At 48.3% G+C, this 20,822-nt stretch carries 25 protein-coding genes; 15 read left to right on the top strand and 10 right to left on the bottom strand.

Features of this window, described 5'->3' with window-relative positions; all coding sequences use genetic code 11:
* Nucleotides 1-37: 37 nt before the first annotated feature.
* From BLV22_RS08430 to BLV22_RS08405, 6 genes are all read left to right on the top strand, one after another.
* Nucleotides 38-598, top strand: coding sequence for a methyltransferase family protein (locus tag BLV22_RS08430; RefSeq protein ID WP_091613887.1), 561 nt, complete (start codon nt 38-40; stop codon nt 596-598).
* 18 nt (nt 599-616) lie between these two features.
* Nucleotides 617-2,119, top strand: coding sequence for a phytoene desaturase family protein (locus tag BLV22_RS08425; protein ID WP_091613885.1), 1,503 nt, complete (start codon nt 617-619; stop codon nt 2,117-2,119).
* Nucleotides 2,120-2,291: 172 nt separating this feature from the next.
* Nucleotides 2,292-3,278 carry a ketoacyl-ACP synthase III gene (locus tag BLV22_RS08420; RefSeq protein WP_091613882.1) on the top strand — a complete coding sequence of 329 codons (987 nt, stop codon included), beginning with the start codon at nt 2,292-2,294 and terminating at the stop codon, nt 3,276-3,278.
* A 119-nt stretch (nt 3,279-3,397) separates the two neighbouring features.
* Nucleotides 3,398-4,138 carry an SDR family oxidoreductase gene (locus tag BLV22_RS08415; protein ID WP_091613879.1) on the top strand — a complete coding sequence of 247 codons (741 nt, stop codon included), beginning with the start codon at nt 3,398-3,400 and terminating at the stop codon, nt 4,136-4,138.
* A 121-nt stretch (nt 4,139-4,259) separates the two neighbouring features.
* Nucleotides 4,260-5,159, top strand: coding sequence for an alpha/beta fold hydrolase (locus tag BLV22_RS08410; protein ID WP_091613876.1), 900 nt, complete (start codon nt 4,260-4,262; stop codon nt 5,157-5,159).
* The gene (locus BLV22_RS08405; protein WP_091613874.1) at nt 5,140-6,003 is read left to right on the top strand and encodes an alpha/beta fold hydrolase; all 864 of its coding nucleotides are present in this window, start codon (nt 5,140-5,142) and stop codon (nt 6,001-6,003) included. The genes BLV22_RS08410 and BLV22_RS08405 overlap by 20 nt, the downstream gene beginning before the upstream one ends.
* Before the next feature lie 9 nt (nt 6,004-6,012).
* On the opposite strand, the gene BLV22_RS08400 is transcribed toward BLV22_RS08405, so the two are convergent.
* Nucleotides 6,013-6,837 (bottom strand): ABC transporter permease, encoded by an 825-nt coding sequence (locus tag BLV22_RS08400; RefSeq protein ID WP_091613871.1) that lies wholly within the window; start codon nt 6,835-6,837, stop codon nt 6,013-6,015.
* Between the two features lie 17 nt (nt 6,838-6,854).
* Nucleotides 6,855-7,787: an ATP-binding cassette domain-containing protein gene (locus BLV22_RS08395; protein ID WP_091613868.1), complete on the bottom strand. Its 933-nt coding sequence runs from the start codon at nt 7,785-7,787 to the stop codon at nt 6,855-6,857.
* A 155-nt stretch (nt 7,788-7,942) separates the two neighbouring features.
* Between BLV22_RS08395 and BLV22_RS08390 the strand changes: the two genes are divergently transcribed.
* Entirely contained in the window at nt 7,943-8,881 is a 939-nt protein-coding gene (locus BLV22_RS08390; protein WP_091613865.1) for an alpha/beta hydrolase, read from the top strand.
* A gap of 51 nt (nt 8,882-8,932) precedes the next feature.
* Here the strand turns inward: BLV22_RS08390 and BLV22_RS15245 are convergent, their stop codons facing one another.
* The 4 genes from BLV22_RS15245 to BLV22_RS08375 form a co-directional block, all read right to left on the bottom strand.
* Complete coding sequence (locus BLV22_RS15245) at nt 8,933-9,055, bottom strand: hypothetical protein (protein ID WP_281241104.1); 123 nt, start codon at nt 9,053-9,055, stop codon at nt 8,933-8,935.
* A gap of 28 nt (nt 9,056-9,083) precedes the next feature.
* Nucleotides 9,084-9,206, bottom strand: a complete 123-nt coding sequence (locus BLV22_RS15240) for a hypothetical protein (RefSeq protein ID WP_281241103.1) — start codon at nt 9,204-9,206, stop codon at nt 9,084-9,086.
* Between the two features lie 3 nt (nt 9,207-9,209).
* Complete coding sequence (locus tag BLV22_RS08380; RefSeq protein WP_245724053.1) at nt 9,210-9,752, bottom strand: M15 family metallopeptidase; 543 nt, start codon at nt 9,750-9,752, stop codon at nt 9,210-9,212.
* Between the two features lie 78 nt (nt 9,753-9,830).
* The gene (locus tag BLV22_RS08375) at nt 9,831-10,712 is read right to left on the bottom strand and encodes an ROK family protein (RefSeq protein ID WP_091613856.1); all 882 of its coding nucleotides are present in this window, start codon (nt 10,710-10,712) and stop codon (nt 9,831-9,833) included.
* A 162-nt stretch (nt 10,713-10,874) separates the two neighbouring features.
* Between BLV22_RS08375 and BLV22_RS08370 the strand changes: the two genes are divergently transcribed.
* The 5 genes from BLV22_RS08370 (at nt 10,875) to BLV22_RS08350 (ending at nt 15,912) form a co-directional block, all read left to right on the top strand.
* Nucleotides 10,875-11,558, top strand: a complete 684-nt coding sequence (locus BLV22_RS08370; protein ID WP_091613854.1) for a spermine/spermidine synthase domain-containing protein — start codon at nt 10,875-10,877, stop codon at nt 11,556-11,558.
* A gap of 103 nt (nt 11,559-11,661) precedes the next feature.
* Nucleotides 11,662-12,597, top strand: a complete 936-nt coding sequence (locus tag BLV22_RS08365) for a glycosyltransferase family 2 protein (protein WP_091613851.1) — start codon at nt 11,662-11,664, stop codon at nt 12,595-12,597.
* Nucleotides 12,594-12,968 carry a GtrA family protein gene (locus BLV22_RS08360; protein ID WP_091613848.1) on the top strand — a complete coding sequence of 125 codons (375 nt, stop codon included), beginning with the start codon at nt 12,594-12,596 and terminating at the stop codon, nt 12,966-12,968. Before BLV22_RS08365 ends, BLV22_RS08360 begins: the two co-directional genes overlap by 4 nt.
* Before the next feature lie 15 nt (nt 12,969-12,983).
* A complete protein-coding gene (locus tag BLV22_RS08355) occupies nt 12,984-15,578 on the top strand; it encodes a YfhO family protein (RefSeq protein ID WP_176967718.1) in 2,595 nt (864 codons plus the stop codon).
* Between the two features lie 37 nt (nt 15,579-15,615).
* A complete protein-coding gene (locus BLV22_RS08350; protein WP_091613842.1) occupies nt 15,616-15,912 on the top strand; it encodes a hypothetical protein in 297 nt (98 codons plus the stop codon).
* A gap of 54 nt (nt 15,913-15,966) precedes the next feature.
* On the opposite strand, the gene BLV22_RS08345 is transcribed toward BLV22_RS08350, so the two are convergent.
* Nucleotides 15,967-16,257 (bottom strand): hypothetical protein, encoded by a 291-nt coding sequence (locus BLV22_RS08345; protein WP_091613840.1) that lies wholly within the window; start codon nt 16,255-16,257, stop codon nt 15,967-15,969.
* A 171-nt stretch (nt 16,258-16,428) separates the two neighbouring features.
* Here BLV22_RS08345 and BLV22_RS08340 point away from each other — a divergent pair, with 171 nt between their 5' ends.
* On the top strand, nt 16,429-17,115 hold the full coding sequence (locus BLV22_RS08340; RefSeq protein ID WP_091613837.1) for a YqjF family protein: 687 nt from the start codon (nt 16,429-16,431) through the stop codon (nt 17,113-17,115).
* Nucleotides 17,116-17,162: 47 nt separating this feature from the next.
* Here BLV22_RS08340 and BLV22_RS08335 read toward each other — a convergent pair whose 3' ends face one another.
* Together BLV22_RS08335 and BLV22_RS08330 are read right to left on the bottom strand one after the other, a co-directional pair.
* A complete protein-coding gene (locus tag BLV22_RS08335) occupies nt 17,163-17,903 on the bottom strand; it encodes an SDR family oxidoreductase (protein ID WP_091613834.1) in 741 nt (246 codons plus the stop codon).
* A gap of 241 nt (nt 17,904-18,144) precedes the next feature.
* Entirely contained in the window at nt 18,145-18,528 is a 384-nt protein-coding gene (locus tag BLV22_RS08330) for a hypothetical protein (RefSeq protein ID WP_091613831.1), read from the bottom strand.
* A 115-nt stretch (nt 18,529-18,643) separates the two neighbouring features.
* Here BLV22_RS08330 and BLV22_RS08325 point away from each other — a divergent pair, with 115 nt between their 5' ends.
* Nucleotides 18,644-18,973: a tRNA-binding protein gene (locus BLV22_RS08325; RefSeq protein ID WP_091613828.1), complete on the top strand. Its 330-nt coding sequence runs from the start codon at nt 18,644-18,646 to the stop codon at nt 18,971-18,973.
* A gap of 12 nt (nt 18,974-18,985) precedes the next feature.
* Entirely contained in the window at nt 18,986-19,840 is an 855-nt protein-coding gene (locus BLV22_RS08320) for an NmrA family NAD(P)-binding protein (protein ID WP_091613825.1), read from the top strand.
* A 40-nt stretch (nt 19,841-19,880) separates the two neighbouring features.
* Here the strand turns inward: BLV22_RS08320 and BLV22_RS08315 are convergent, their stop codons facing one another.
* Nucleotides 19,881-20,690, bottom strand: a complete 810-nt coding sequence (locus tag BLV22_RS08315) for an alpha/beta fold hydrolase (protein WP_091613823.1) — start codon at nt 20,688-20,690, stop codon at nt 19,881-19,883.
* Nucleotides 20,691-20,822 lie beyond the last annotated feature (132 nt).

Below are 20,822 nucleotides of genomic sequence, written 5' to 3'. Positions count from 1 at the left end.
TAAAAAGAAACGAGGCGTGAAGGGAGAAGATAAAACCATGGTGTTGATTGATACAATATTTGTGGTTGCCACTTTCTTCTGGATCGCCGAATTTTTTTTATTCAGGCAGAAAGCTCCTTCGAAAGAACCGGAGCGCACTGAACGCCGATCGTTCCGCTGGATACTTGCGGCCATCATTCTGTCGATGGGGACCGCAGTGGTATTTGGCGAGACTGGTTTTCTAAGCCTCTCCTCAGTTTGGCTGCAGGCCGCCGGGCTTTGTCTTTACGGAGCCGGTATTAGCCTGCGGTATTGGGGAATTCTTCATTTGCGGGACCAGTTCAGCAGAGACGTCTCTGTCAGAAACGGGGACCGCCTGGTAAGCAGCGGTCCATACCGTCGTTTGTGCCATCCGCTGTATACCGCTTTATTTTTCATTGTACTTGGCTTTTGCTTATTCATGAACAGCCCCGGAGCAGCAGTCATAAGTACAGGAGTCATGATACCGGCGCTTCTTTACCGTATCCGCATTGAAGAAGAAATGCTGCGCCAGACGCACGGCGATACGTATCGTTTATGGTGCCGGCAGAGAAACCGGCTGATCCCATTTTTGTACTAATTCACGGAGGTGTTCTATTTGAAGAAAAAAGCAATTGTTATCGGCGGAGGCCTTGGAGGCATGTCCGCAGCGATCCGGCTGCAGACGGATGGATATGAGGTAACGTTACTGGAGAAAAATGAAAATCTTGGCGGTAAATTAAACCGCCGCAGTGGGAAAGGATTCACCTTTGACACCGGACCATCTATTCTGACGATGCCATGGGTGCTTGAACAGCTGTTCCACAGTGCGAACCGCTACCTTGATGACTACATACAGGTAGAACGGGTAGAACCGCAATGGAAGACATTTTTCGAGGACGGAACATCGCTGAATGTTACGAGCGATCTGCCCGGCATGATTGAAGAGGCAGCGAAAGTAACGGACCAGCCGAGCCGCAAAATCACGGAATTTTTATCCTATACAGAAGAAATGTATGAATTATGCATGAAAAGCTTTTATAAATACAGCATCGAAGATTTAAAGGATTTAAAAAGCCACCATACTCTGGGTGATTTAATGAAGATGGATCCGTTGAATACGGTGGCCAAAGCGACGCATAAACAGTTTGATAACAAATATCTCGAGCAGATGTTCAACTTTTTCATTATGTATGTCGGATCCAATCCGTACGCAGCGCCAGCTATTTTAAACCAGCTTATCTATGTGCAGCTTGGACTCGGTATCCACTATGTGAAGGGCGGCATGTACAAAATCGCCGAGGGCATGGAGCGCCTGATGCAGGAGCTCCGGGTTGATATTCATCTGAACAGTCCGGTCAGCCGGCTGCTGGTGGAAAATGACCGGGTGACCGGTGTGGAAACAGAGGATGGAGAAACGTATGAGGCTGATGTTGTCGTCTCGAACCTTGAAGCCATCCCTGCCTACAATACGATTGCTCCTCCGGAAACGAAGGCAAAAAAAGAATCCAAAAAACTAAGCAAAACGTTTATTCCCACTGTTTCGGGCGTCGTGCTGCTACTCGGGGTGAATAAAAAATTCGACGGACTGCACCACCACAATTTCTTTTTCTCAGAGGATCCCGAGCTTGAGTTTAAGCAGGTATTCGAAGAAAAGATTCCGGCCGATGACCCGACAGTGTATATTGGCATCTCCGCCCGCTCGGATGAGACCCAGGCACCGGCGGGAAAAGACAACCTGTTCGTGCTCACGCATGTACCTCCAATGGATGCCAAACAGAAAAAATCCTTTGACTGGGACAAGTACCAGGAGACAATTTTGAATAAATTAGAAAGAAACGGATTGGAGGGTCTGCGCGAGTCGATCGAGTTTGAATACCGCTTCACTCCGGAAGGCCTTGAAGAACTCTACGGCGCTAACGGAGGCTCGATTTACGGCGTGGCCTCTGACCAAAAAGTGAACGGCGGGTTCAAAGTGCCGGCGAAAAGCAGAATATATGACAATCTGTATTTTGCCGGAGGCTCTACGCATCCCGGCGGCGGTGTGCCAATGGTTACGCTGTCCGGTCAGTTGACAGCAGATCTGATTCAAAAACACGAGCAGGCAGAAGTGAAAAAATAACCTGAGAACCCTTCCTGAGCCAGGGAGGGTTTTTGCCTGTTCAGGACTCGTGGTTTGAATAAAGCAAAGGAGGCATAAGCCTTTATTTTGTGATAATATAATTAAGGATGAGATTCAACGAAAATCAAAGCGAATTGGCGATAATTATACATTAAACGGGGGTTACATACCGATGGTACAATCAAAAGCTTCAATTACAGCATTAGGATCCTTTGTCCCGGAAAAACGACTGACGAATGATGATCTGGAAAAAATGGTGGAAACAAATGATGAGTGGATTACGTCCCGCACCGGCATCAAAGAACGCCGGATCACGGAAGAGGATGAATTCACCAGCACGATCTGCGTAAAAGCAGCGGAGGAGCTCCAGCACGTAAGCGGCAAGACGCTAGACGACGTGGATTTGGTTATTGTATGTACGCTGACACCGGACCACAAAACACCGAGTGTCGCTTCTCTGGTACAGGCCAGTCTCGGTATTTCCGGGGCCGGTGCCTTTGATTTAAACGCTGCCTGTGCCGGCTTTTCCTATGGACTGCACATGGCAGATGGCATGATAAGCTCTGGTCTTCACCGTAAAGTACTGGTGATCGGTGCTGAAACACTCTCCAAAATTACAGATTATACGGACCGGGCAACATGTATTTTGTTCGGGGACGGCGCCGGAGCGGCTCTTGTGGAAGCGGGCGACAGCAACCCATCCTTTCTTGCCGCCTTCACAGACTCGGACGGCAAAAAAGGGGAATATCTGTACTGCACCGATTTGTCCAATCAAATTGGCGGGCAGGAAGTGGATTCAGATGGCTATGTAGTCCAGAACGGCCGGGAGGTCTACAAGTGGGCGGTTAAGACAGTGCCTCAGGGCATCGATAAGCTTCTGAATGATGCGGGAGTGACGATTGAGGACATCGACTGGTTTGCCCCGCACAGTGCGAACATGAGAATGATCGAGTCCATTTGCGAGCGCACTGGTATTCCGGTGGAAAAAACGCTGACGAGTCTGGAATATTACGGCAATACCTCGTCCGCTACGATTCCCTTGGCTCTCCGGGAAGCGCAGAAGGACGGCCGTCTGAAAAACGGCGACCTTGTACTTATCTACGGATTTGGCGGAGGTCTGGCGCAATCAGCTTTATTAGTCCGCTGGCATGCAGAATAATTGAAGTGAAAAAGCTCCCGGGCCCGGGGGCTTTTTTGATGAGCAGCAAAGGTTACGAATATAGTGCGGCGGGTATAGAGAGTACGTGATTAATTCATAACAGCATTGGAGGAAATAACATGGCAGAAGTTGAAGGAAAAGTAGTTATACTGACCGGTGCTTCAAGCGGTATCGGTGAAGCAGCGGCTAAAGAATTAGCCGGCAAGGGAGCTAAAGTGGTTCTGGCTGCCCGCCGTGAGGAACGTCTGCAGGAGCTTCAGAAGGACATTGAACAGGACGGCGGCACTGCGACCTATAAAGTAGTGGACGTCACCTCCCAGGAGCAGATGGACGAACTCGCCCAGTTTGCCAATGAAACGTACGGCCAAATTGACGTTATAGTAAACAATGCCGGGCTGATGCCGCTTTCGATGCTGCGGAACCGGCAGTTTGAAGACTGGAACCAGATGATCGATGTAAACATTAAAGGCGTGCTTTATGGTATTGGCGCCGTGCTTCCCTACATGAGAGAAAGAAAAGAAGGGCACATTATTAACGTTTCCTCGGTAGCAGGCCATCAGGTATCTCCGGGCGGCGCTGTCTACAGCGGTACGAAATACGCTGTGCGCGCTATTTCGGAGGGACTTCGTAAAGAGGAATCGCCGGAAAATAACATCCGCTCCACCATTATTTCCCCGGGGGCTGTGGAATCGGAGCTTACCGAAACGATATCGGACAATCAGGTGAAAGAACGTGTAGATGAGCTGTATAAAAACGCTATCTCTTCAGAAAGCATTGCCCGCACCATTCGTTACGCGATTGAAGAACCGGCGGAAGTATCGGTTAATGAAATTGTCGTACGTCCAACAGCGCAAATGTAAAAACAACGGCATCTGTCCAAATGGGGCAGGTGCCATCGTCATTTATAGCGGCATATAGAATTTCACCATTGAATCAGGGCATTTCCGGGTAAAGTAACCCAGAGAGTGAAGGAGGTTTTTGATGGCAGAACTATCATTTAAATATGTACACGTGAACGGCATCCGTCTTCATGTCGCTGCTGCGGGTCCGAAGGACGGGGAAATGATTATCCTGCTGCACGGCTTTCCGGAATTTTGGCGGGCGTGGGAAAAGCAGATGCACGCGTTGGCGGAGGAGGGCTATTTTGTAGTGGCGCCTGATCAGCGGGGCTATCATCTGAGCGCCAAGCCCTCCGGAACAGCACCCTACACTATGGATGCCCTCCGGGAAGATATCATCGGGCTCATTTTTCACTTCAAAAGAGAAAAAGCCGTAATAGTCGGTCATGACTGGGGCGGGGCAGCAGGCTGGTATATGGCGCTTACCCGTCCGGAATATATTTCGCTGTTTATCCCTGTTAATATGCCGCATTTAACAGCTATGCCAAAGACGATGCTCACGCACCCGATGGACTTGCTCAAGGGGTATTACATGGCAGCCTTCCAGATTCCCGCTCTCCCTGACAAAGCAGCTGCCATATTCCAATACGCTGCATTGAAGGCACACCTGACTGTGACGAGCTGTCCTGAAGCGTTTTCAAAGCCGGATCTGGAAGGGTACCAGTTTGCCTGGTCCCAGCCCGGCAGCGTAACGGCAATGTTCAATTGGTTTCGGGCAATCCCGTTCGGACCGGCAGAAGCGATGAGCACCGAAACAATCAATGTGCCTGTTCGTATGATCTGGGGCATGCATGATTGGTTTTTGGGCACCGCTGCTGCTAAAGAAAGCCTGAAATACTGCAGCGATGGAGGCGGGGTTTTTATTGAAGAAGCGACGCATTGGGTACATCATGAACAGCCGGAGCTCGTCACGCAGTTCATTAAAAACTTTATTCAGGAAAACCAACTAGGGGGCAGTATGTATGCAGGATATCAGCTTTGAGACAATAACAGTAAACGGCGTTTCTTTACACACAGCGTTGGCCGGTCCGGAGGAGGGACCGCTCGTTGTGCTTCTGCACGGCTTTCCGGAGTTTTGGTATGAGTGGAGACACTTAATCGGACCGCTTGCAGCACGTGGGTACCGGGTGGCGGCGCCGGATCAGCGCGGCTACAATCAAAGCAGCAAGCCGCTTGAGATTGAAGCTTATGCCCTGGACGAGCTGCGTGACGACGTGACAGAGCTTATCAAAGCGATGGGACGGGGAAAAGCGGTGATCGTCGGTCATGACTGGGGCGGGGCGGTAGGATGGTATACGGCAGCCTCAAGACCGGAATTCGTGGAAAAATTTATTGCTATCAATATTCCGCACCTGCTGGCGATGCCGGCGAGTATGAAAAAAGATCCAACGCAGCTTCTGAGAAGCTCATATATGCTGTTTTTTCAGCTTCCCAGGCTGCCGGAAAAGCTGCTTGCCTATAATGACTTTGAAGAGTTTGCCAACGGTCTCGTGAAAACAAGCAGGCCAGGAAGCTTTACAGAAGAAGACCTGGAAAGATACAAAGAAGCATGGTCGCAGCCGAATGCAGTCACGACCATGATCAATTGGTACAGAGGGATGAGAAAAGGGCCAAAGGATATTGTGGAATCAAGCCATGTGACCCCGCCGGTACGGATCATCTGGGGCGTGGGGGACGCCTTTCTATCGAAGGCCTCTGCCCGGACGAGCCTTGAATACTGCCGCTCCGGAGAGCTGATTTTTGTATCCGATGCGACGCACTGGGTGGTTCATGAGCAGCCGGATATTGTAGAACGGCTGGTGACGGAATTTATAGAACAGACGTAAAGCCAATGCTCAGGCATTGGCTCTACGGAAGCTTATGGTGGCAAGCGTGATCAGAATAGAAGTAAAAATAATTAAAAATAGCAGCTCCTCTGCAACTGTTACTGTACGTCCGAACAGCTGCAGGTTCAGTCCGAGTGCATTCTGGGCGGCGACCGGGAGATCCCCGGCGCCGGTCATCACCTTTTTCATGGCATCTACGCCATAGGTGACAGGGTTAACTTTAACAAGAATATCCATCCAGGCCGGCATATTCGTTACCGGAAACAACGCTCCGGAAAGAAAAACCATTGGAAACACGAGTACCTGCACAATCAGCTGGAACCCCTGTGTTGATCGAAGCAGGCTTGCTATCAGCAGGCCAAGGGAAGCGAGCGTGCAGGAAAGCAGAAACATAATCGGCAGCACGGCCAGTATGTTGCTCCATTCGTAGGTTACGCCGAGGACGGGGATCAAAATAAACATCAGCACCCCCTGCATAAAAGCAACCGTAGAGGCTCCGAGCATTTTACCGATGGCAATGTTCACCCGGGAAACCGGGGAGACGAGAATTTCTTTCATATAGCCGAATTCTTTATCCTGGATAACTGATAAAGAAGAAAAAATCGAGGTCATTAAAAGGGTCATGGCGACAATCCCGGGAAAAATAAACGTAAGGTAATTAAAATCTTCGATTTCAGAGGTTTGATTCATCACCAAATTTTCCATCGTTCCGCTGAAGCCGCCGCCAAAAATAATTAAAAATAAAATAGGCATCGCAAAAGATCCGAGCAGACGGGGACGGTCCCGGACGAATTTCATTAAATCCCGCTGCCAGATGGCAAAAATACCTTCCATATGTTTGATCTCCTTTCTTAGGCGGGGCCGGCTTTAATATCGCGTCCTGTGTAGGACAAAAATACGTCGTTAAGCGTGGGCCGACGTATGTTCAGGCTCGTAATAGGAACGCGGATCTGCTGCAGAAAAGTAGAAATAAACTGGTCGCTGCTTGGTACCTGGATACGCAGGATGTCTGCTTCCTGTTTTACTTCTGCTTCCGGCATAGCTGACTGCAGCTGTGCGGCGACCGCGTCATTATCCTCGGTGCCAAGTTCAATGACGTCTCCGCCGACCTGCTGTTTTAAGCGATCGGGTGTATCGAGGGCGATGATGGTGCCCTTATCCATAATAGCGATGCGGTGGCTGATTTCTGCCTCATCGAGGTAGTGGGTGGTAAGAAATATCGTAATATTTTCTTTTTCCTTCAGGCGGAGAATATACTCCCAAATATGGGCGCGTGTCTGGGGATCGAGGCCCACGGTCGGTTCATCCAAAAAGAGAACCTTCGGGTAGTGCAGCAGTCCGCGGGCAATTTCAAGCCTTCGTTTCATCCCGCCGGAGAATTCCTCTACTTTTTTCTTTTGATTGTCGACCAGGTCTACAATTTCAAGCACTTCCTGAATACGTTCTGCCCGTTTGTTTTTAGGGACACGGTAAAACCGGCAGTGAAGCTTTAAGTTTTCAAGAGCGCTTAATTTTTCGTCGAGTGTATTTTCCTGAAAAATGATGCCAATGCTTTCACGAACTTTTGCTTTCTGTTTAAAAGCATCATATCCGTTAATGGTAACGCTTCCGGAAGTGGGAGCGAGCATCGTGCAGATCATGTTGATGGTCGTACTTTTTCCTGCACCGTTTGGGCCGAGAAAGCCAAAGATCTCCCCCTGCGCGACATCAAAATGAATGCCTTTGACTGCTTCCATATCTTTAAATGATTTTCGCAGTTCGTGCACTTGAATGATAGGTTCCATACATTTACCCCTACTTTAGCCATAGTCATTATGTTAGCGTAACTATATAACTTCAGGCAGTTATCGTCAATGAATACGAAAACGAAGACTGCGGGTGAGGGGTAGGCAAACGGAATTCAGGGTATGGGTTATAAAGAAAAAAGGGGGCAGAAACAATGGAACTTCGAGATCATGTAAGGAAATACCTGGAACAAAACAGTTCCTTCGAAGTGGAAACGGTCGAGGAAGTAGTCGATGAACGCAGACGAAGAAACGAAATGACACTCGCTCCGTCAGAACGGCCTGCCGTAGCTGAAGTGTTGGATAAAGATATTGATTTAGAAGGGCGGACATTAACCGTGCGCAGGTATAAACCAGTATCCGAAGAGCCGCTTCCTGTAGTGATTTTTTTCCACGGCGGAGGATTTGCTGTAGGGAGTCTTGAAACTCATGACGCCTTCTGCCGGGTGCTGGCCAATGAACTAAAGGCGTATGTTGTAGCGGTGGACTACCGGCTCGCGCCGAAGCACCCGTTTCCGTCAGGGGTATACGACTGCCTGGACGCTGTTCGCTGGGTACTTTCCGAGTACCGGGAGTGGCCGAATACGGAGGACCGGTTTTACCTGTGCGGTGACAGCGCAGGGGCCAATATTGTGTATGCAGCATCCACGCTGCTCCGAAATGAGCAGACCTACCTTGAAGGACAGATGCTTCTGTATCCGGTCGCTGATTTTTACAACCGGGAGGAAGACCCGGCGTACGTATCTTATCACCGTTTTAGCGAAGGGTATGGCCTGACGGCAAAAAATATCGGCGACTTTTGGGCTCATTACTTATCGGCCTGGGATGAACGCAGGGATCCGCTGGCTGTACCGATGCGGGATGACGCAAAACGAGAAAACCCTCCTACACTCGTCATAACGGCAGAATATGATGTGCTGCGGGATGAAGGCGAAGAGCTGGCGCGTCAGCTGAAAGAGGCAAATGCAGAGGTGCATCATCACCGGGTGGACGGTACAATCCACGGGTTTATCAGCCAGTTTCCGCTTGAGGAAGACGGGCAGGAGGCGATGAATTACATGAGGGCGTTTGTACACAAGCAAATCGGAAAATGATGAAACACCCATCCGGCAGAAGCTGGATGGGTGTTTCAGGCACGCGGGCGTTCAGTCTGAAAAGTACAGGATCAGCCGCTGATCCTGAAATTCACGAAGCAGCTGCCGGAACATATCATCGCTGTTGACCACTTCAGTAAAACCAAACTGTTTCACCTTATTGGTATCAGACATCACATCGTATTCTACATTGAAAATGAAATCACCGAATGACCCAGGCGGCCAGTTTATCAAACGGAATATTGTGCAGGCTGTACTTTGCCTGCCTCTCTTCCCATAGATCCTGCTGCAGAGGGATAAAATCAGAGAGTGTAATGGTTTGCACGGGCTACGTATTCTGCTGTTCAGCGGCACGAAGCTCTTCGAGACTCAGGTCGAAGGTCATTTCAAGATGGGGATAGTCTTTAAAACCAGGCCAGTCCCCGCCCCAGCTGAAACCTAGCTCCTTAGCGATCTCGACGGCTTCCGTCCAGTCTGCTTCTCCGTTACCGTTGTCATCGCGTTCCATATCCCAGACAAGCTCTCCGTCTGGCGTACGTAAAGCAAAATCAACGGCGAGACCGTAATTGTGATATGATTCTCCGCCCCGGGCCTGCGTAACAATTTCTCCCTGCGTAGTCCGGCCCTGGGCATATAAAGCATCCTGCTCCTCCACCGAACGGTATTCATCCGTCACAACAACTTCGATCCCCTGCTGCTCTGCACGCTGGACCCATTCATTTTTTCGTTCCTCCACGACAGGGTGAAGGCTGTTTTGTTCGATGACTTCGCCTGCTTCCACCTCGGGAAGAGGATTCTGCCTGCTGTTCCATCCAAGTACAACCAGAATGAGAAGTAAACCGGTCATAAGTAGCAAAACATGTCTTTTCACTCAGCTGATTTCCTTTCTTTTTCAACCTGCGCACAGGAAGTATAAAAACAAGTATTTATGTCCCGGAACCGTCTGCCGTTAACCGGGAGTGTTTTCGAGTGCCTGGGCAGCAAGGGCAAATCCGCCGGTAATGCCCGCATCATCGTAGAGGCCCGGAGCAACAATATATTGGTCGATATTGTGAGTAATCATTGGATCCTGAACGTACCCTTTCAGAAGCTGCTGCGTCTGTTCCTGTACTTTTGCGAGCAGGGAAGGCTGCTTGCTTACGCCACCGCCGATAATAATTCGCTCGGGGGTAAGAATCAGAATGTAATTCATCATTGCCTGAGCAAGATAATAAGCTTCGAGGTCCCACACCTCCGGACGGGAGGTCAGTTCGCTCCCTTTTTCTCCCCAGCGCTGTTCCACCGCGGGCCCTGAAGCAAGTCCCTCAAGGCAGTCGCTGTGGTAAGGGCATGTTCCGGTGAAATGGTCCTCCGGATGACGGCGGACAATAATATGTCCGGCTTCCGGATGGTTCAGCCCTTCAAGAATATTGTTGTTAATAACAGCACCAACACCGATGCCGGTGCCGACTGTCATATACAGGCAGCTTGTCTTTCCGGCACCGGCGCCGTGTTTCCATTCTCCGAGCGCCGCCGCATTAACATCGGTGGTGAAGCCTGCCGGGACAGCAAGGTGTTTTTGTACGTCTCCGAGAATGTTAAAGTTTTGCCAGGCTGTTTTTGGCGTTGTGGTGATATAACCGTATGTATCATTTTTTGTATTAATATCAATCGGACCAAAAGAACCAATGCCAACAGCTTCGATAGAAAAAGCACGGAAAAAATCGTACACGTGCTTCATGGTTTCTTCGGGCGTCGTCGTTGGAATCGAAATGCGTTCTTTTATGTCACGGCCGTTTTCACTGACCGCACAGACAAATTTTGTTCCTCCTGCTTCAATGGCGCCGAGCATATAAACAACCTCCTGGTCTTTTTCTGAAATAATAAACAGATGATTCGAAAATAAATGAAAATCCCATGTTGATAAAATTCTGCATACCTTTTAATCGTACCTTTTTTTTCTGGTTTTGCAAATATGAAATATACTTTCCGGGCGGGAAAGGAGTAAGCTTGAATGAACAGTGACAGAGAAATAATGGCAAACGTTCAGGGACAAAGTGGAGAATTGCAGCTGCAGCGCCGGGGCCGGCATTATGAAGTCATCAGCAACGGAACATTTTTGATGGCAACTCACAACGGGGATTCGGAACGGCGCATGGTGCAGGAAGCGCTGAATCACGCTTATTCCGCAGAATCGGTGTTGATCGGAGGACTCGGCGTCGGTTTTTCGCTCCATGAAGCAGTACAGCATGCAGATACAGTTTATGTTACCGTCGTGGAATTGGAGAAGTACATTATCGAGTGGAACCGCCTCTATTTTCGGGAATGGAACGGAAGGGCTCTCGAAAACAATAAAGCGCAAATCGTAGAGGGAGACCTTCAGGTGTTTCTGGAAAAACAAGCAAACAATCGTTGGGACGCTGTTTGTATGGATACAGATAACGGACCTGACTGGCTGGTCCGGGAAAGCAACTATCACATATACGAGGCGGGAGGTCTTCAAACAATTTACGGTACGCTCCGGGGCGGAGGAGTGGCTGCTTTTTGGAGCGCTTCTTATTCCGAGGCTTTTGAAAACAGTCTGAATGCGGTGTTTGATACTGTATGGACAGAGGAGGTGGATGCCAGGCGCGGCGGTCCGGATGTTATTTTTTATGCCCGGAAAGCGGAACGAATGCATCCATCACACAATTTTTGAGATTTTTTTAGCCCTCTACAGTGATACAAAAGATAAAGAGAAGGGTACGATATGAAAGTACTGTGTAAACAGTGGGAGATGAAGGGGCCAGGGAGGAAATGGAATGAAAAAGATATCAATCGTAATTCCTTCATTTAATGAAGAGGACAACATTGTGTCTGTATATGAATCACTGCAGAACCATTTAGGGCATCTGCCTTATGAAATAGAGGCACTGTATATAGATGACGGAAGCTCGGACCGGACATTGACGAAGATGAGAGAGCTTGCCGGCATGCATGAAAATGTAAGCTATGTTTCTTTTACCCGCAACTTTGGAAAAGAAGCAGCATTGATTGCCGGGCTGCATCATGCGGATGGAGATGCTGTAGTAATCATTGACGCTGATCTGCAGCATCCGTCCGAGGTGATTTTAGAGCTTATTGAGGGATACGAAGAAGGCTATGATCAGGTGATCGCAAAGCGGAACCGGGAAGGAGATTCAAAATTCCGTTCCGGTATGGCCACAATGTATTATAAATTTATTAACAGAATGGTGGATGTAAAGCTTGAAGACGGTGTCGGTGACTTCCGCCTGTTAAGCCGCCGGGCGCTGGACGCTCTGCTGTCCCTAAGTGAAGCCAATCGCTTTTCGAAAGGGCTTTTTTCATGGATCGGCTTTCCGGCCAAAACGGTTTACTACGAAAATGTCCAGCGCCAGGAGGGCGAAACCAAATGGTCGTTTTCGAGCCTGCTGAATTACGGCGTGGATGGCATGATTTCTTTTAATAACCGTCCGCTGCGTGTCTGCTTGTATACCGGCCTGGTCGTGATGCTGCTTGCGCTGGTTTATATCGGTATTACGTTTGTCCAGATTGTGCGGATGGGAATAGAGGTACCGGGTTACTTTACGACAATTTCCGCTATACTGTTTTTAGGGGGCGTGCAGCTGTTAAGTCTCGGCGTGCTCGGGGAGTATATCGGACGCATTTACTATGAAACGAAAAGACGCCCGCATTATTTAGTGCAGGAATCTAATACGAAAAGGCGAGATGCATGAAACAGTTGGATAATGAGTTTACCAGATTTGTTTTAGTGGGCGGCATGAATACGTTAAACTACTACGCCGCCTACTTACTGCTTCACGTGGTACTTTCGGTGCCATATATGATCGCCCATATTACCGGGTTTTTTATCAGCTTTGTCATTTCTTTCTTTTTAAATACATACTTTACTTACAAGGTCCGGCCGACATGGAAGAAATTCTTTCAATTTCCGCTGACCCAGGTGGTGAACGTAGGGACTTCATCCGTTTTTGCTTATATATTCGTGGAATGGCTGGGTATTAACAGTACTATCGCCCCGCTGGGAGCGGTGATTTTTACTATACCGGTCACGTTTATTGTCACAGGGAAAATACTAAAAAGATAGCGTGGGGAGAGAATGTTGAAACACAAGCATATATGGGGGGGTGCGGCAGCGGTCATTCTGGCAGTCATTGCAGCGCACGCATTTTTCTTATACCAATGGACCAATGATACGTATATGGCCGGGCCGAATGACGGGCTGAACCAGATGGGGCCGTTTAAGCAGCTGCTGTATGATCATTACACGAGCGGTGAATTTTTTTATTCCTTTCAGCTTGGACTTGGCGGCAGTATGTTTACTCAGCTCGGGTACTATTATTCGACGAACCTGTTCTTTTATTTCCAGATAGCAGTGGTGTATATGCTGGAGCTGGCGGGGCTGATTCGTGAGCCGGACGCAGCTTTTTGGACCGAGGCCGTCATTTTTATCAGCATGGCCCGGATGACACTTGTTTCCTTTTTAGCATACGCCTGCTTCCGCTATATGAAGCTCGACCGTGTGCCTGCCCTGACAGGGGCCCTTTTATATGCCACATGTGTAATGTATTTCCGTCATGCAGCGTTTTGGGAATTTTTTGCGGATGCTTTCATTTGGCTCCCGCTGCTCGTATTTGGCGTGGAGAAAATTATTCGGGAGAAAAAACCGCTGCTGTTTATTTTTGCACTCGCAGCAACCGTCTTTTCGAACTTCTACTTTTCCTATATTGTACTTATTTTTATCGGTATTTATATATTAGCCAGGTGGCTGATCCGTCTTGCACCTGGAGAAACAAAAATAGGTAAACAGATACTTTATTTCGGGGGCAGTTCCCTGCTCGGATTCGGCATCGGCCTGACCGGCTTTTTCGCCGGGATATACGGATACTTTAACAATTACCGGCCGGACTTTGAACAGGAGATCGTGTTATTTGATAACACAAGCAATATTCTGCTCGACAGCCGTTTCCTCATTGTACCGACCATCTTTTTAGTATTTGCAGTCTGGAAACAGCTGTATAAGGATCCACGGTTTGTGCTGTTTACCATTCTCTCGCTTTTATTTATCGTATTTCATTACAGTCCGCTGATCGGAAGCGTATTTAACGGTTTTTCCGCGCCGCGGAACCGGTTTGAGTATATTGCTGCGTTTTTACTTGCCGGCGCAGTGGCGGCAGGCATCCAGCATATCCGGAAGCTCGACTGGCGGGAGCTGGTGCCTTCGCTTATTTTTGCGTCAGGCATGTACGTCCTGTTTTATCTGTGGGATGACGATTTTTCCATCGATCACTGGAGCGGGTGGCTGACGCCGGGCATGATTATCGTTTCCCTGGCAGCATTTATTGTGACAACACTTACGGATGTGCGCGGCAAAAGAATCATCACCGCCGTTTTTGCCATTATGACGAGCGTGGTGGTCGCCAATCAGTACCAGTATGAAAAACTGTTTGAGCGCGGAAGCATGAGCGGAACGACGCAGGAATTTCTCATGAGTGAGGATTACATGGACGCAGATCAAATCGAACTGCTTGATGAAGCTGCTCAGGAAGGTGCAGGCGCTCTGTCCCGCACTACATGGATCAAGGATCCGCAGCGCACGAACACGCCGCTGTATTTGGATTTTTACGGAGCGGGGGCATACTCAAGTATTTTGAATGAAGAAATACTCATGTTTTATTACAATGACCTTCAGATCGATCTCGGCCGGGAGAGTATCAGCCGGTATTCGGATTTTGGACGAAGAGCCAATATTTACAGCCTGCTGCGCGGAGAGTACGCCATGTTTGAAAAAGACGGGAACGAAAACGTACCGTATGGGTTTACTCCGTTTGTAGAAAATGATGACTATATTATTTACCGGAATGAAAACGTGCTGCCGTTTGTACGGACCACAGACCAGACGTATGCCTATGAAGATGCGGAAGAAGCGGCACCGCTTGCGAAGGAGCATGCTATGCTGAACGGCGTGATTCTCGAGGACCCGGAAGAAGCAGCCGAACTTCCGCAGGAAGAGTCGGTTATCACCCGTGAAAATGTTGAAGCCGTAAACGGTACCTATGAGAACGAAATGCTTACGGTTACCGGGGAAGAGGGCGGACTCAATATGACAGTGCCGGAGAATGAAAACGTGGAAGATTACTACGTGGATTTTCTCCTCCGCCAGGAGCCCGGCGTTGGTTTTTTCCGGATGAACGTAAACGAATTTGAGACTTCCCGTAAGGCAAGAGATTCACTGTACCGCACCGATGAAAATGATTTAACGATCCGCGTGGAAAATCCCGGGGACAACGTCATAGAGATCCGGATGCCTGAAGGAGAATATCATCTTGAAGATCTGGCCGTTTACGGAGAAACGTATGAACAATTAAACGAGGCCAACGCCCAGGCAGAGGAGAACGCCCGGGATGTAGATGTGAACGGTAATGAAGTTGATGCAGTTATTGAAAACGATGCAGGAGATACGTATGCTGTGATGCCGATTCCATATGAAAAAGGGTGGAGAGCCAAGGTGAACGGAGAAAGCGTGCCGATCGAAAAAGCTAACGGGGCATTTACTGCCGTTCCGCTTGAAGAAGGGGAAAATAACCTTTCTCTCACGTACTACCCGCCTTATTTCTGGTGGATGACCGCGGTATCGGTTGTCTCACTTATATTAGCAGCATTATGGGGTATAAAAAAAAGAAGAAAACAATACTGAAGTAAGGCCTGTTCCGCCCGGTGGAGCAGGCTTTTTTATGTGTATTGACAGTACAAATGTGCCCGAGGGGGATCTGGTTTTTCCAACAGCATTTAAATGGTGGTTTGTGCCAGCCGCAATCACGGCTGCCGCCCTGGCGGTTCTGATTTTCCAAAAGAGCTTTCTGCCAGCGTACACAGTAATTATTGCCTTCCTGATTGCGGTATGGCTCGTGATTTCTGCGGTGGATCTTTTGCCATTTCCTTATAATCTAATTACCTATGTCCTGCTTGTAAGCGGTGCGTTGGCGTCTGGTGTAATTATGAATTTAAAGCTGGAGCGTGAGGAAAGTTAGTTTTATGCATATTTCCCGGGAAATAAAAAAAAGCCGCGCGAACGGCCTTTTTTATTATGAAAATTCTACTGCCGGCCCGGTTAAAATGCCGCTGAACAGATTGATCAAAAGCAGAACCGTTAAAATAAAAAAGATAAGAAAGCTTATCCGGCTCTGGGCTTTAAAATGAGCCGCCAGGCCAACGCCCCACAGAGCGGTAATAATAAGGCCGGCGTAGACGTATAACGAAATACCGCCGCCCACTACGATGGCTGTCACAATCAGAAGAATATCAGTGGTGATAACGAGTAATAGAGAGATGGCTAAAAGCATACTGCTGAACATTTTCATTCTGGCGTCTTCCATATATATGAGCTCCTTTACGAAGAATAAACTTCTTTCAATGTATCACAAACCCTATTGGAGAGGAAAATAAGAAGCAGGAAAAAATAGTGTAGTTGAAGCCATTTAAGTTTCAAGCAGCGGCAAACCGTAGTATATTGGGTGAAATAAAACGAAGAGGAAGAGGGAGCATAGATGAAAGAGCCGCAGCTGATACGCATGAAATGGAGAGACGCATTGTTTGCACATTGGGAAAAAGACCCGGTGGAAGTGGGCCGCAGCCTGCCGGATCATATGGATGTAGATACGTTTCGAGGGAAAGCGTATGTAGGTGTGGTTTCGTTTTCAATGCATGCTATCCGTCCGTTTTTTCTTCCAGGACGGACGGGCCTGAACTTCCCGGAATTAAATCTGCGTACATATGTACGTGTAGGCGGGGTTCCGGGCATTTACTTTTATAATTTAGATGCCGCTTCTCCGCTTGGCGTTTGGATAGCGCGACGGAATTTTGCTATTCCGTACTACGAGGCACGCTTTTCGATACGCCGCCATCAAAGCTGGACGTATTGGAATCACCACCGGAGGTCGGGAAACGTGCGCTTTCGTGCCAGATACCGGGCGACAGGAGAACAGCTGCCGGCTGCAGCAGGGTCGCTCGAAAATTGGCTTGCTGAAAGATACCGTTTTTATACGGCCAAAGACGGACAGATATGGTACGGGGATGTAGTACACGAGCCGTGGGAGCTGTATCACGGAGAGTATGAAGAAGAAGAAAACGGGCTGCTTGCGGCCGGCGGATTCGAGCATTCAGACGGCCATCCTGCCCATGTTATGGTCAGCCCCGGAGTGAGTGTGGGAGCTGCAAGGCTGCGAAAAAAATAAGCCTCTGCTTCCGAATACGGAGCAGAGGCTTAAGTCAGTTCATGATTTTACGGCTGATCCACCGGGCGAACAACAATTTCATTGACGTCCACGTGAGCCGGCTGGGTAAGTGCATAGTATACTGCTTCTGCAATATCTTCTGAATTCAGCTGCTGTACGTTCAGTACCGAATCGAACTGTTCCATTACTTCTTTATCCGTAATAGTTTCAGTCAGCTCTGTATTAACCACGCCTGGAGAGATAGCAGTCGTACGGATGTTAGTCTGGGCTACTTCCTGTTCTAAGCCCATCATAATTGCCTTCACAGCAAACTTCGTACCACTGTATACGGAACTGCCAGGGAAGATTTGGTGGGCAGCGACAGAGGATGTGGAAATAATGTGGCCGGCGTTGTTTTCAATCATGTGTGGAAGGATAGCGTTGATGCCGTAAAGGACACCTTTAATGTTTACATCCACCATTTGGTCCCATTCATCGACCTTTTGGTTTTTCAGTAAAGAAAGCGGCATTAAGCCGGCGTTGTTAAAGAGGCCGTATACTTTGCCGAAGTGATTTACTGCTTCGCGTCCGAGTTCTTCCATCTGTTCACGGGAAGTAACGTCGGTCTCTTTGACGATGATTTCGCCAGGCTGATCGGAAAGCTCTTCTTTAATTTCGTTCAAGCGTTCGAGGCGGCGGGCGGCAAGTGCTACGTTAGCGCCGTTTTCGACGAGTTTTTTAGCAGTTGCTCTGCCAATACCGCTGCTTGCTCCTGTAATAATAAACGTTTTACCTTGAAGTTCTGTCATGACGTGTATCGCTCCTTTTTCCTATAAGCTTTTTCTGCCATAACGTTAGTTACTTTAAAATAATAAGTGGCATCGGAATATATGATACCCGTTGTGTGTGGATTCAATCATCCAATTTTTTCTAATAAGGAAAAAATACATTGGGAGGCGTCCGTGCCGGGGGGAATCCGGGACTCTGCCGGGAAAATTTTTTTGGTTTTCTGTTTGAGGATAAAAAAACTCCCGGCTCTCTGCCGGAAGTTTACGACTTCACGTGTGGGGGTCTTTTCTTTGGAGTGAAAATAATCTGCACCAAAAGACAGAGGGAAGCGGCCATAATGACTCCTATTTCTATGTAATACCAGAACAATTCACCGCTGTTCAACTGGAACATAGTGACTACACCGATCATCAGCAGGCCAATGCCGATACGGTTCATCCATCTCCAGCGCACAGCAAAAGCAGCGAACCATTGAATGAATGGAAGGTTGAATACAAGCCACAGGACAATCGATGCCCCAATGCCGATCAGCCAGTACCCCTGCCCGATAAATAACTCAGCAGAAAAACGGGCGATGCTGATAATAGGTATATTCATGGCGGCACCTAAAATAATTCCGAGCAAAAATGTTAGAAAACGCCGCACGTCAATTCACCTCGAATGAGTTTCCCGGCCATAAATATACCAGGATATTACAAATAATATAATCGCTTATGATACGATGATACATAATCAAAGTAGAGAAAGGAAGGGTATTTCGATGGCTTCTATTGAAAATTTTCACGACCTGGATATCAGAGTAGGAAAGATTGTACAAATAAAAGAATTTCCAGAGGCGAAAAAGCCGGCGTATAAGGTGTGGGTGGATTTTGGAGAAGAAGTGGGAGTGAAGCAGTCCAGTGCTCAAATTACAGATTTATATGAAATAAATGACCTGGAAGGGAAAAAAGTGATTGGTATTGTGAATCTCCCTCCAATGAAAATTGCTTCGTTCACTTCAGAATGTTTAATTTTGGGAGTCTATACGGACGATGGGGTGACTCTTCTGCAAACAGATCATGAAACGAAGATCGGAGAAAAAATCGGCTGAGAGGGTGAAGGTATGAAATATGTTATTACGGGAGCCACGGGACATCTCGGGGGAAAAGTAACGGAAGAACTGCTCGGACTGGTGCCAAAAGAACAGGTGACTCTGGGAGTGCGCCGTCCTGAAAAAGCAACGGTGTTCAGAGAGCAGAATATTAACATAGAAAAAATGGATTACTATTCGTTTGAAGAACAGGCGGCAGCTTTTTACGGTGCAGATGTTGTGCTTTACATCCCGAGCATTACCCACCCGGCCGAACAGCGGATCAAAGAATTTCAGACTTCTGTCGAAGCGGCGGAACAGGCTGGAGTAAAGAAGTTTATGTTTATCGGGTTTACGGCGGACCATTGGAACAATCCCTTTCATATGAGTCCATTTTTCGGTTATGCTGTGCGGCGTATTGCGATGAGCCGAATGGCTGGAACGATTATTCGCAACGGAGTGTATGCCGATCCGCTAGTTGCTTACACAGAGGAACTGGTCCGGACTAAAAGGCTGCCTTACCCTGCGGGAAGAGGAGCTATTTCCTTTATTTCGAGAAGGGATCTGGCCAGGGCAATAGCTGCCGCAGCTGCAGCACCCGGGAGGCGCGAAGGTATTTATACGCTGACCGGGATCCAGGCGTATACGATGGATGAATTGTGTGAACTGCTTTCCAACATTACGGGAGAACGCATTCGTTATGAACCAATGGAGGTTCAGGAATTTGCCCGGACATACGATGACGGATCCGGCTTTGGAAGTGTGAATGCTTCTCTGTATGAAGCGGCTTCCCTGGGATTGATGGGAGAGGTTACGTCGGATGTGGAGAGGCTTACCGGAAAGCCGCCGGAAATGCTGCGGTCGTATCTCGAGCGTCACTTATCATAGAAAAAAGGACACGCTGCCTGCGTGTCCTTTGATCGTTATACTACTCTTTGAGAAAGCGGAGCAGCTCCTGGTTGAACTTTTCTTTTTCATCTACGAACAGACCGTGGCCGCTGTTTTCGAAAGGAACGACCTTCAAGTCTTTGATTCCTTTCTGAAGCTCTCCGGAAAATTCATATGGGCAGATCTGATCGTTTTTCCCGTGGAAGCTTTCGGCAGGGACCGTGATGGAAGAAAGATCCTCAAAGGAATCTTCATCCCGCAGCGCTTCTGCTGAGTGGATTGTCGAATAGCTTCCAGCTTCCATGCCGAGACCGTGGAACCAAGTTTTAAATGCATCAGAAACACTGTCGCTGCCAAAGAACATGCCTCCGAAATCCTCGAGCATTTTTGGGCGGTCGGTGTTCAGGTTATCAATGATGCCATCAATGTCTTTTTTCTCCATGCCATACGGAAAGTTTTCCCGCTGGGTGAAGCTTGGAGCCGCCGGTGCAAGCAGAAGTAATTTAGAAACTCCCTGCTGCTTATGGCGGGCCATGTAACGAAGAGCAATCGGGCCTCCCATGGAAAAGCCGGCCAGAACAAAGCTGTCCAGCCCCATGGCGTCAATGACTCCCTTAACATCATCAGCCATTTGATTGTAATCGTACCCGCTCCACGGCTTGTCGGATTGGCCGTAGCCGCGGAGATCGATGCCGATAAACCGGTAGCCGTGCTTCGGCAGCTCATTGATCTGGTATTCGTACATTTTGTGATTGACCGGCCAGCCGTGAATAAAAACGACCGGCGTTCCTTCACCAATATCCTCTACATAGATATGCACATCTTCTTCTACAGCGACATAATGTCCCATCTAAGCAAATCCTCCTTCACTGGCTAAAAAGATAATAATCGAGATAACTTAAAATACCCTTGTTTCCTGCACGGTAAACTTTTTGCACTTCATTTGACAATGATAATCTTTTTCAATTAATCTGTTGCTAAT

The organism is Marinococcus luteus, from assembly GCF_900106595.1.
Classification (GTDB): Bacteria; Bacillota; Bacilli; order Bacillales; family Marinococcaceae; genus Marinococcus; species Marinococcus luteus.
Note: the sequence above shows the minus strand (reverse complement) of the source record. Positions and strands in the feature narration are given on the sequence as shown.

Bases quoted from the DNA above. Each gene is read 5' to 3' on its own strand.
- BLV22_RS08360 (WP_091613848.1), top strand. From the start codon at position 12,594: ATGAAACAGTTGGATAATGAGTTTACCAGATTTGTTTTAGTGGGCGGC.
- BLV22_RS08400 (WP_091613871.1), bottom strand. From the start codon at position 6,837: ATGGAAGGTATTTTTGCCATCTGGCAGCGGGATTTAATGAAATTCGTC.
- BLV22_RS08340 (WP_091613837.1), top strand. From the start codon at position 16,429: ATGAAAGAGCCGCAGCTGATACGCATGAAATGGAGAGACGCATTGTTT.
- BLV22_RS08365 (WP_091613851.1), top strand. From the start codon at position 11,662: ATGAAAAAGATATCAATCGTAATTCCTTCATTTAATGAAGAGGACAAC.
- BLV22_RS08345 (WP_091613840.1), bottom strand. From the start codon at position 16,257: ATGGAAGACGCCAGAATGAAAATGTTCAGCAGTATGCTTTTAGCCATC.
- BLV22_RS08335 (WP_091613834.1), bottom strand. From the start codon at position 17,903: ATGACAGAACTTCAAGGTAAAACGTTTATTATTACAGGAGCAAGCAGC.
- BLV22_RS08370 (WP_091613854.1), top strand. From the start codon at position 10,875: ATGAACAGTGACAGAGAAATAATGGCAAACGTTCAGGGACAAAGTGGA.
- BLV22_RS08320 (WP_091613825.1), top strand. From the start codon at position 18,986: ATGAAATATGTTATTACGGGAGCCACGGGACATCTCGGGGGAAAAGTA.
- BLV22_RS08420 (WP_091613882.1), top strand. From the start codon at position 2,292: ATGGTACAATCAAAAGCTTCAATTACAGCATTAGGATCCTTTGTCCCG.
- BLV22_RS08315 (WP_091613823.1), bottom strand. From the start codon at position 20,690: ATGGGACATTATGTCGCTGTAGAAGAAGATGTGCATATCTATGTAGAG.
- BLV22_RS08325 (WP_091613828.1), top strand. From the start codon at position 18,644: ATGGCTTCTATTGAAAATTTTCACGACCTGGATATCAGAGTAGGAAAG.
- BLV22_RS08350 (WP_091613842.1), top strand. From the start codon at position 15,616: ATGTGTATTGACAGTACAAATGTGCCCGAGGGGGATCTGGTTTTTCCA.
- BLV22_RS08430 (WP_091613887.1), top strand. From the start codon at position 38: ATGGTGTTGATTGATACAATATTTGTGGTTGCCACTTTCTTCTGGATC.
- BLV22_RS08390 (WP_091613865.1), top strand. From the start codon at position 7,943: ATGGAACTTCGAGATCATGTAAGGAAATACCTGGAACAAAACAGTTCC.
- BLV22_RS08375 (WP_091613856.1), bottom strand. From the start codon at position 10,712: ATGCTCGGCGCCATTGAAGCAGGAGGAACAAAATTTGTCTGTGCGGTC.
- BLV22_RS15245 (WP_281241104.1), bottom strand. From the start codon at position 9,055: ATGTCTGATACCAATAAGGTGAAACAGTTTGGTTTTACTGAAGTGGTC.
- BLV22_RS08410 (WP_091613876.1), top strand. From the start codon at position 4,260: ATGGCAGAACTATCATTTAAATATGTACACGTGAACGGCATCCGTCTT.
- BLV22_RS08415 (WP_091613879.1), top strand. From the start codon at position 3,398: ATGGCAGAAGTTGAAGGAAAAGTAGTTATACTGACCGGTGCTTCAAGC.
- BLV22_RS08405 (WP_091613874.1), top strand. From the start codon at position 5,140: ATGCAGGATATCAGCTTTGAGACAATAACAGTAAACGGCGTTTCTTTA.
- BLV22_RS08395 (WP_091613868.1), bottom strand. From the start codon at position 7,787: ATGGAACCTATCATTCAAGTGCACGAACTGCGAAAATCATTTAAAGAT.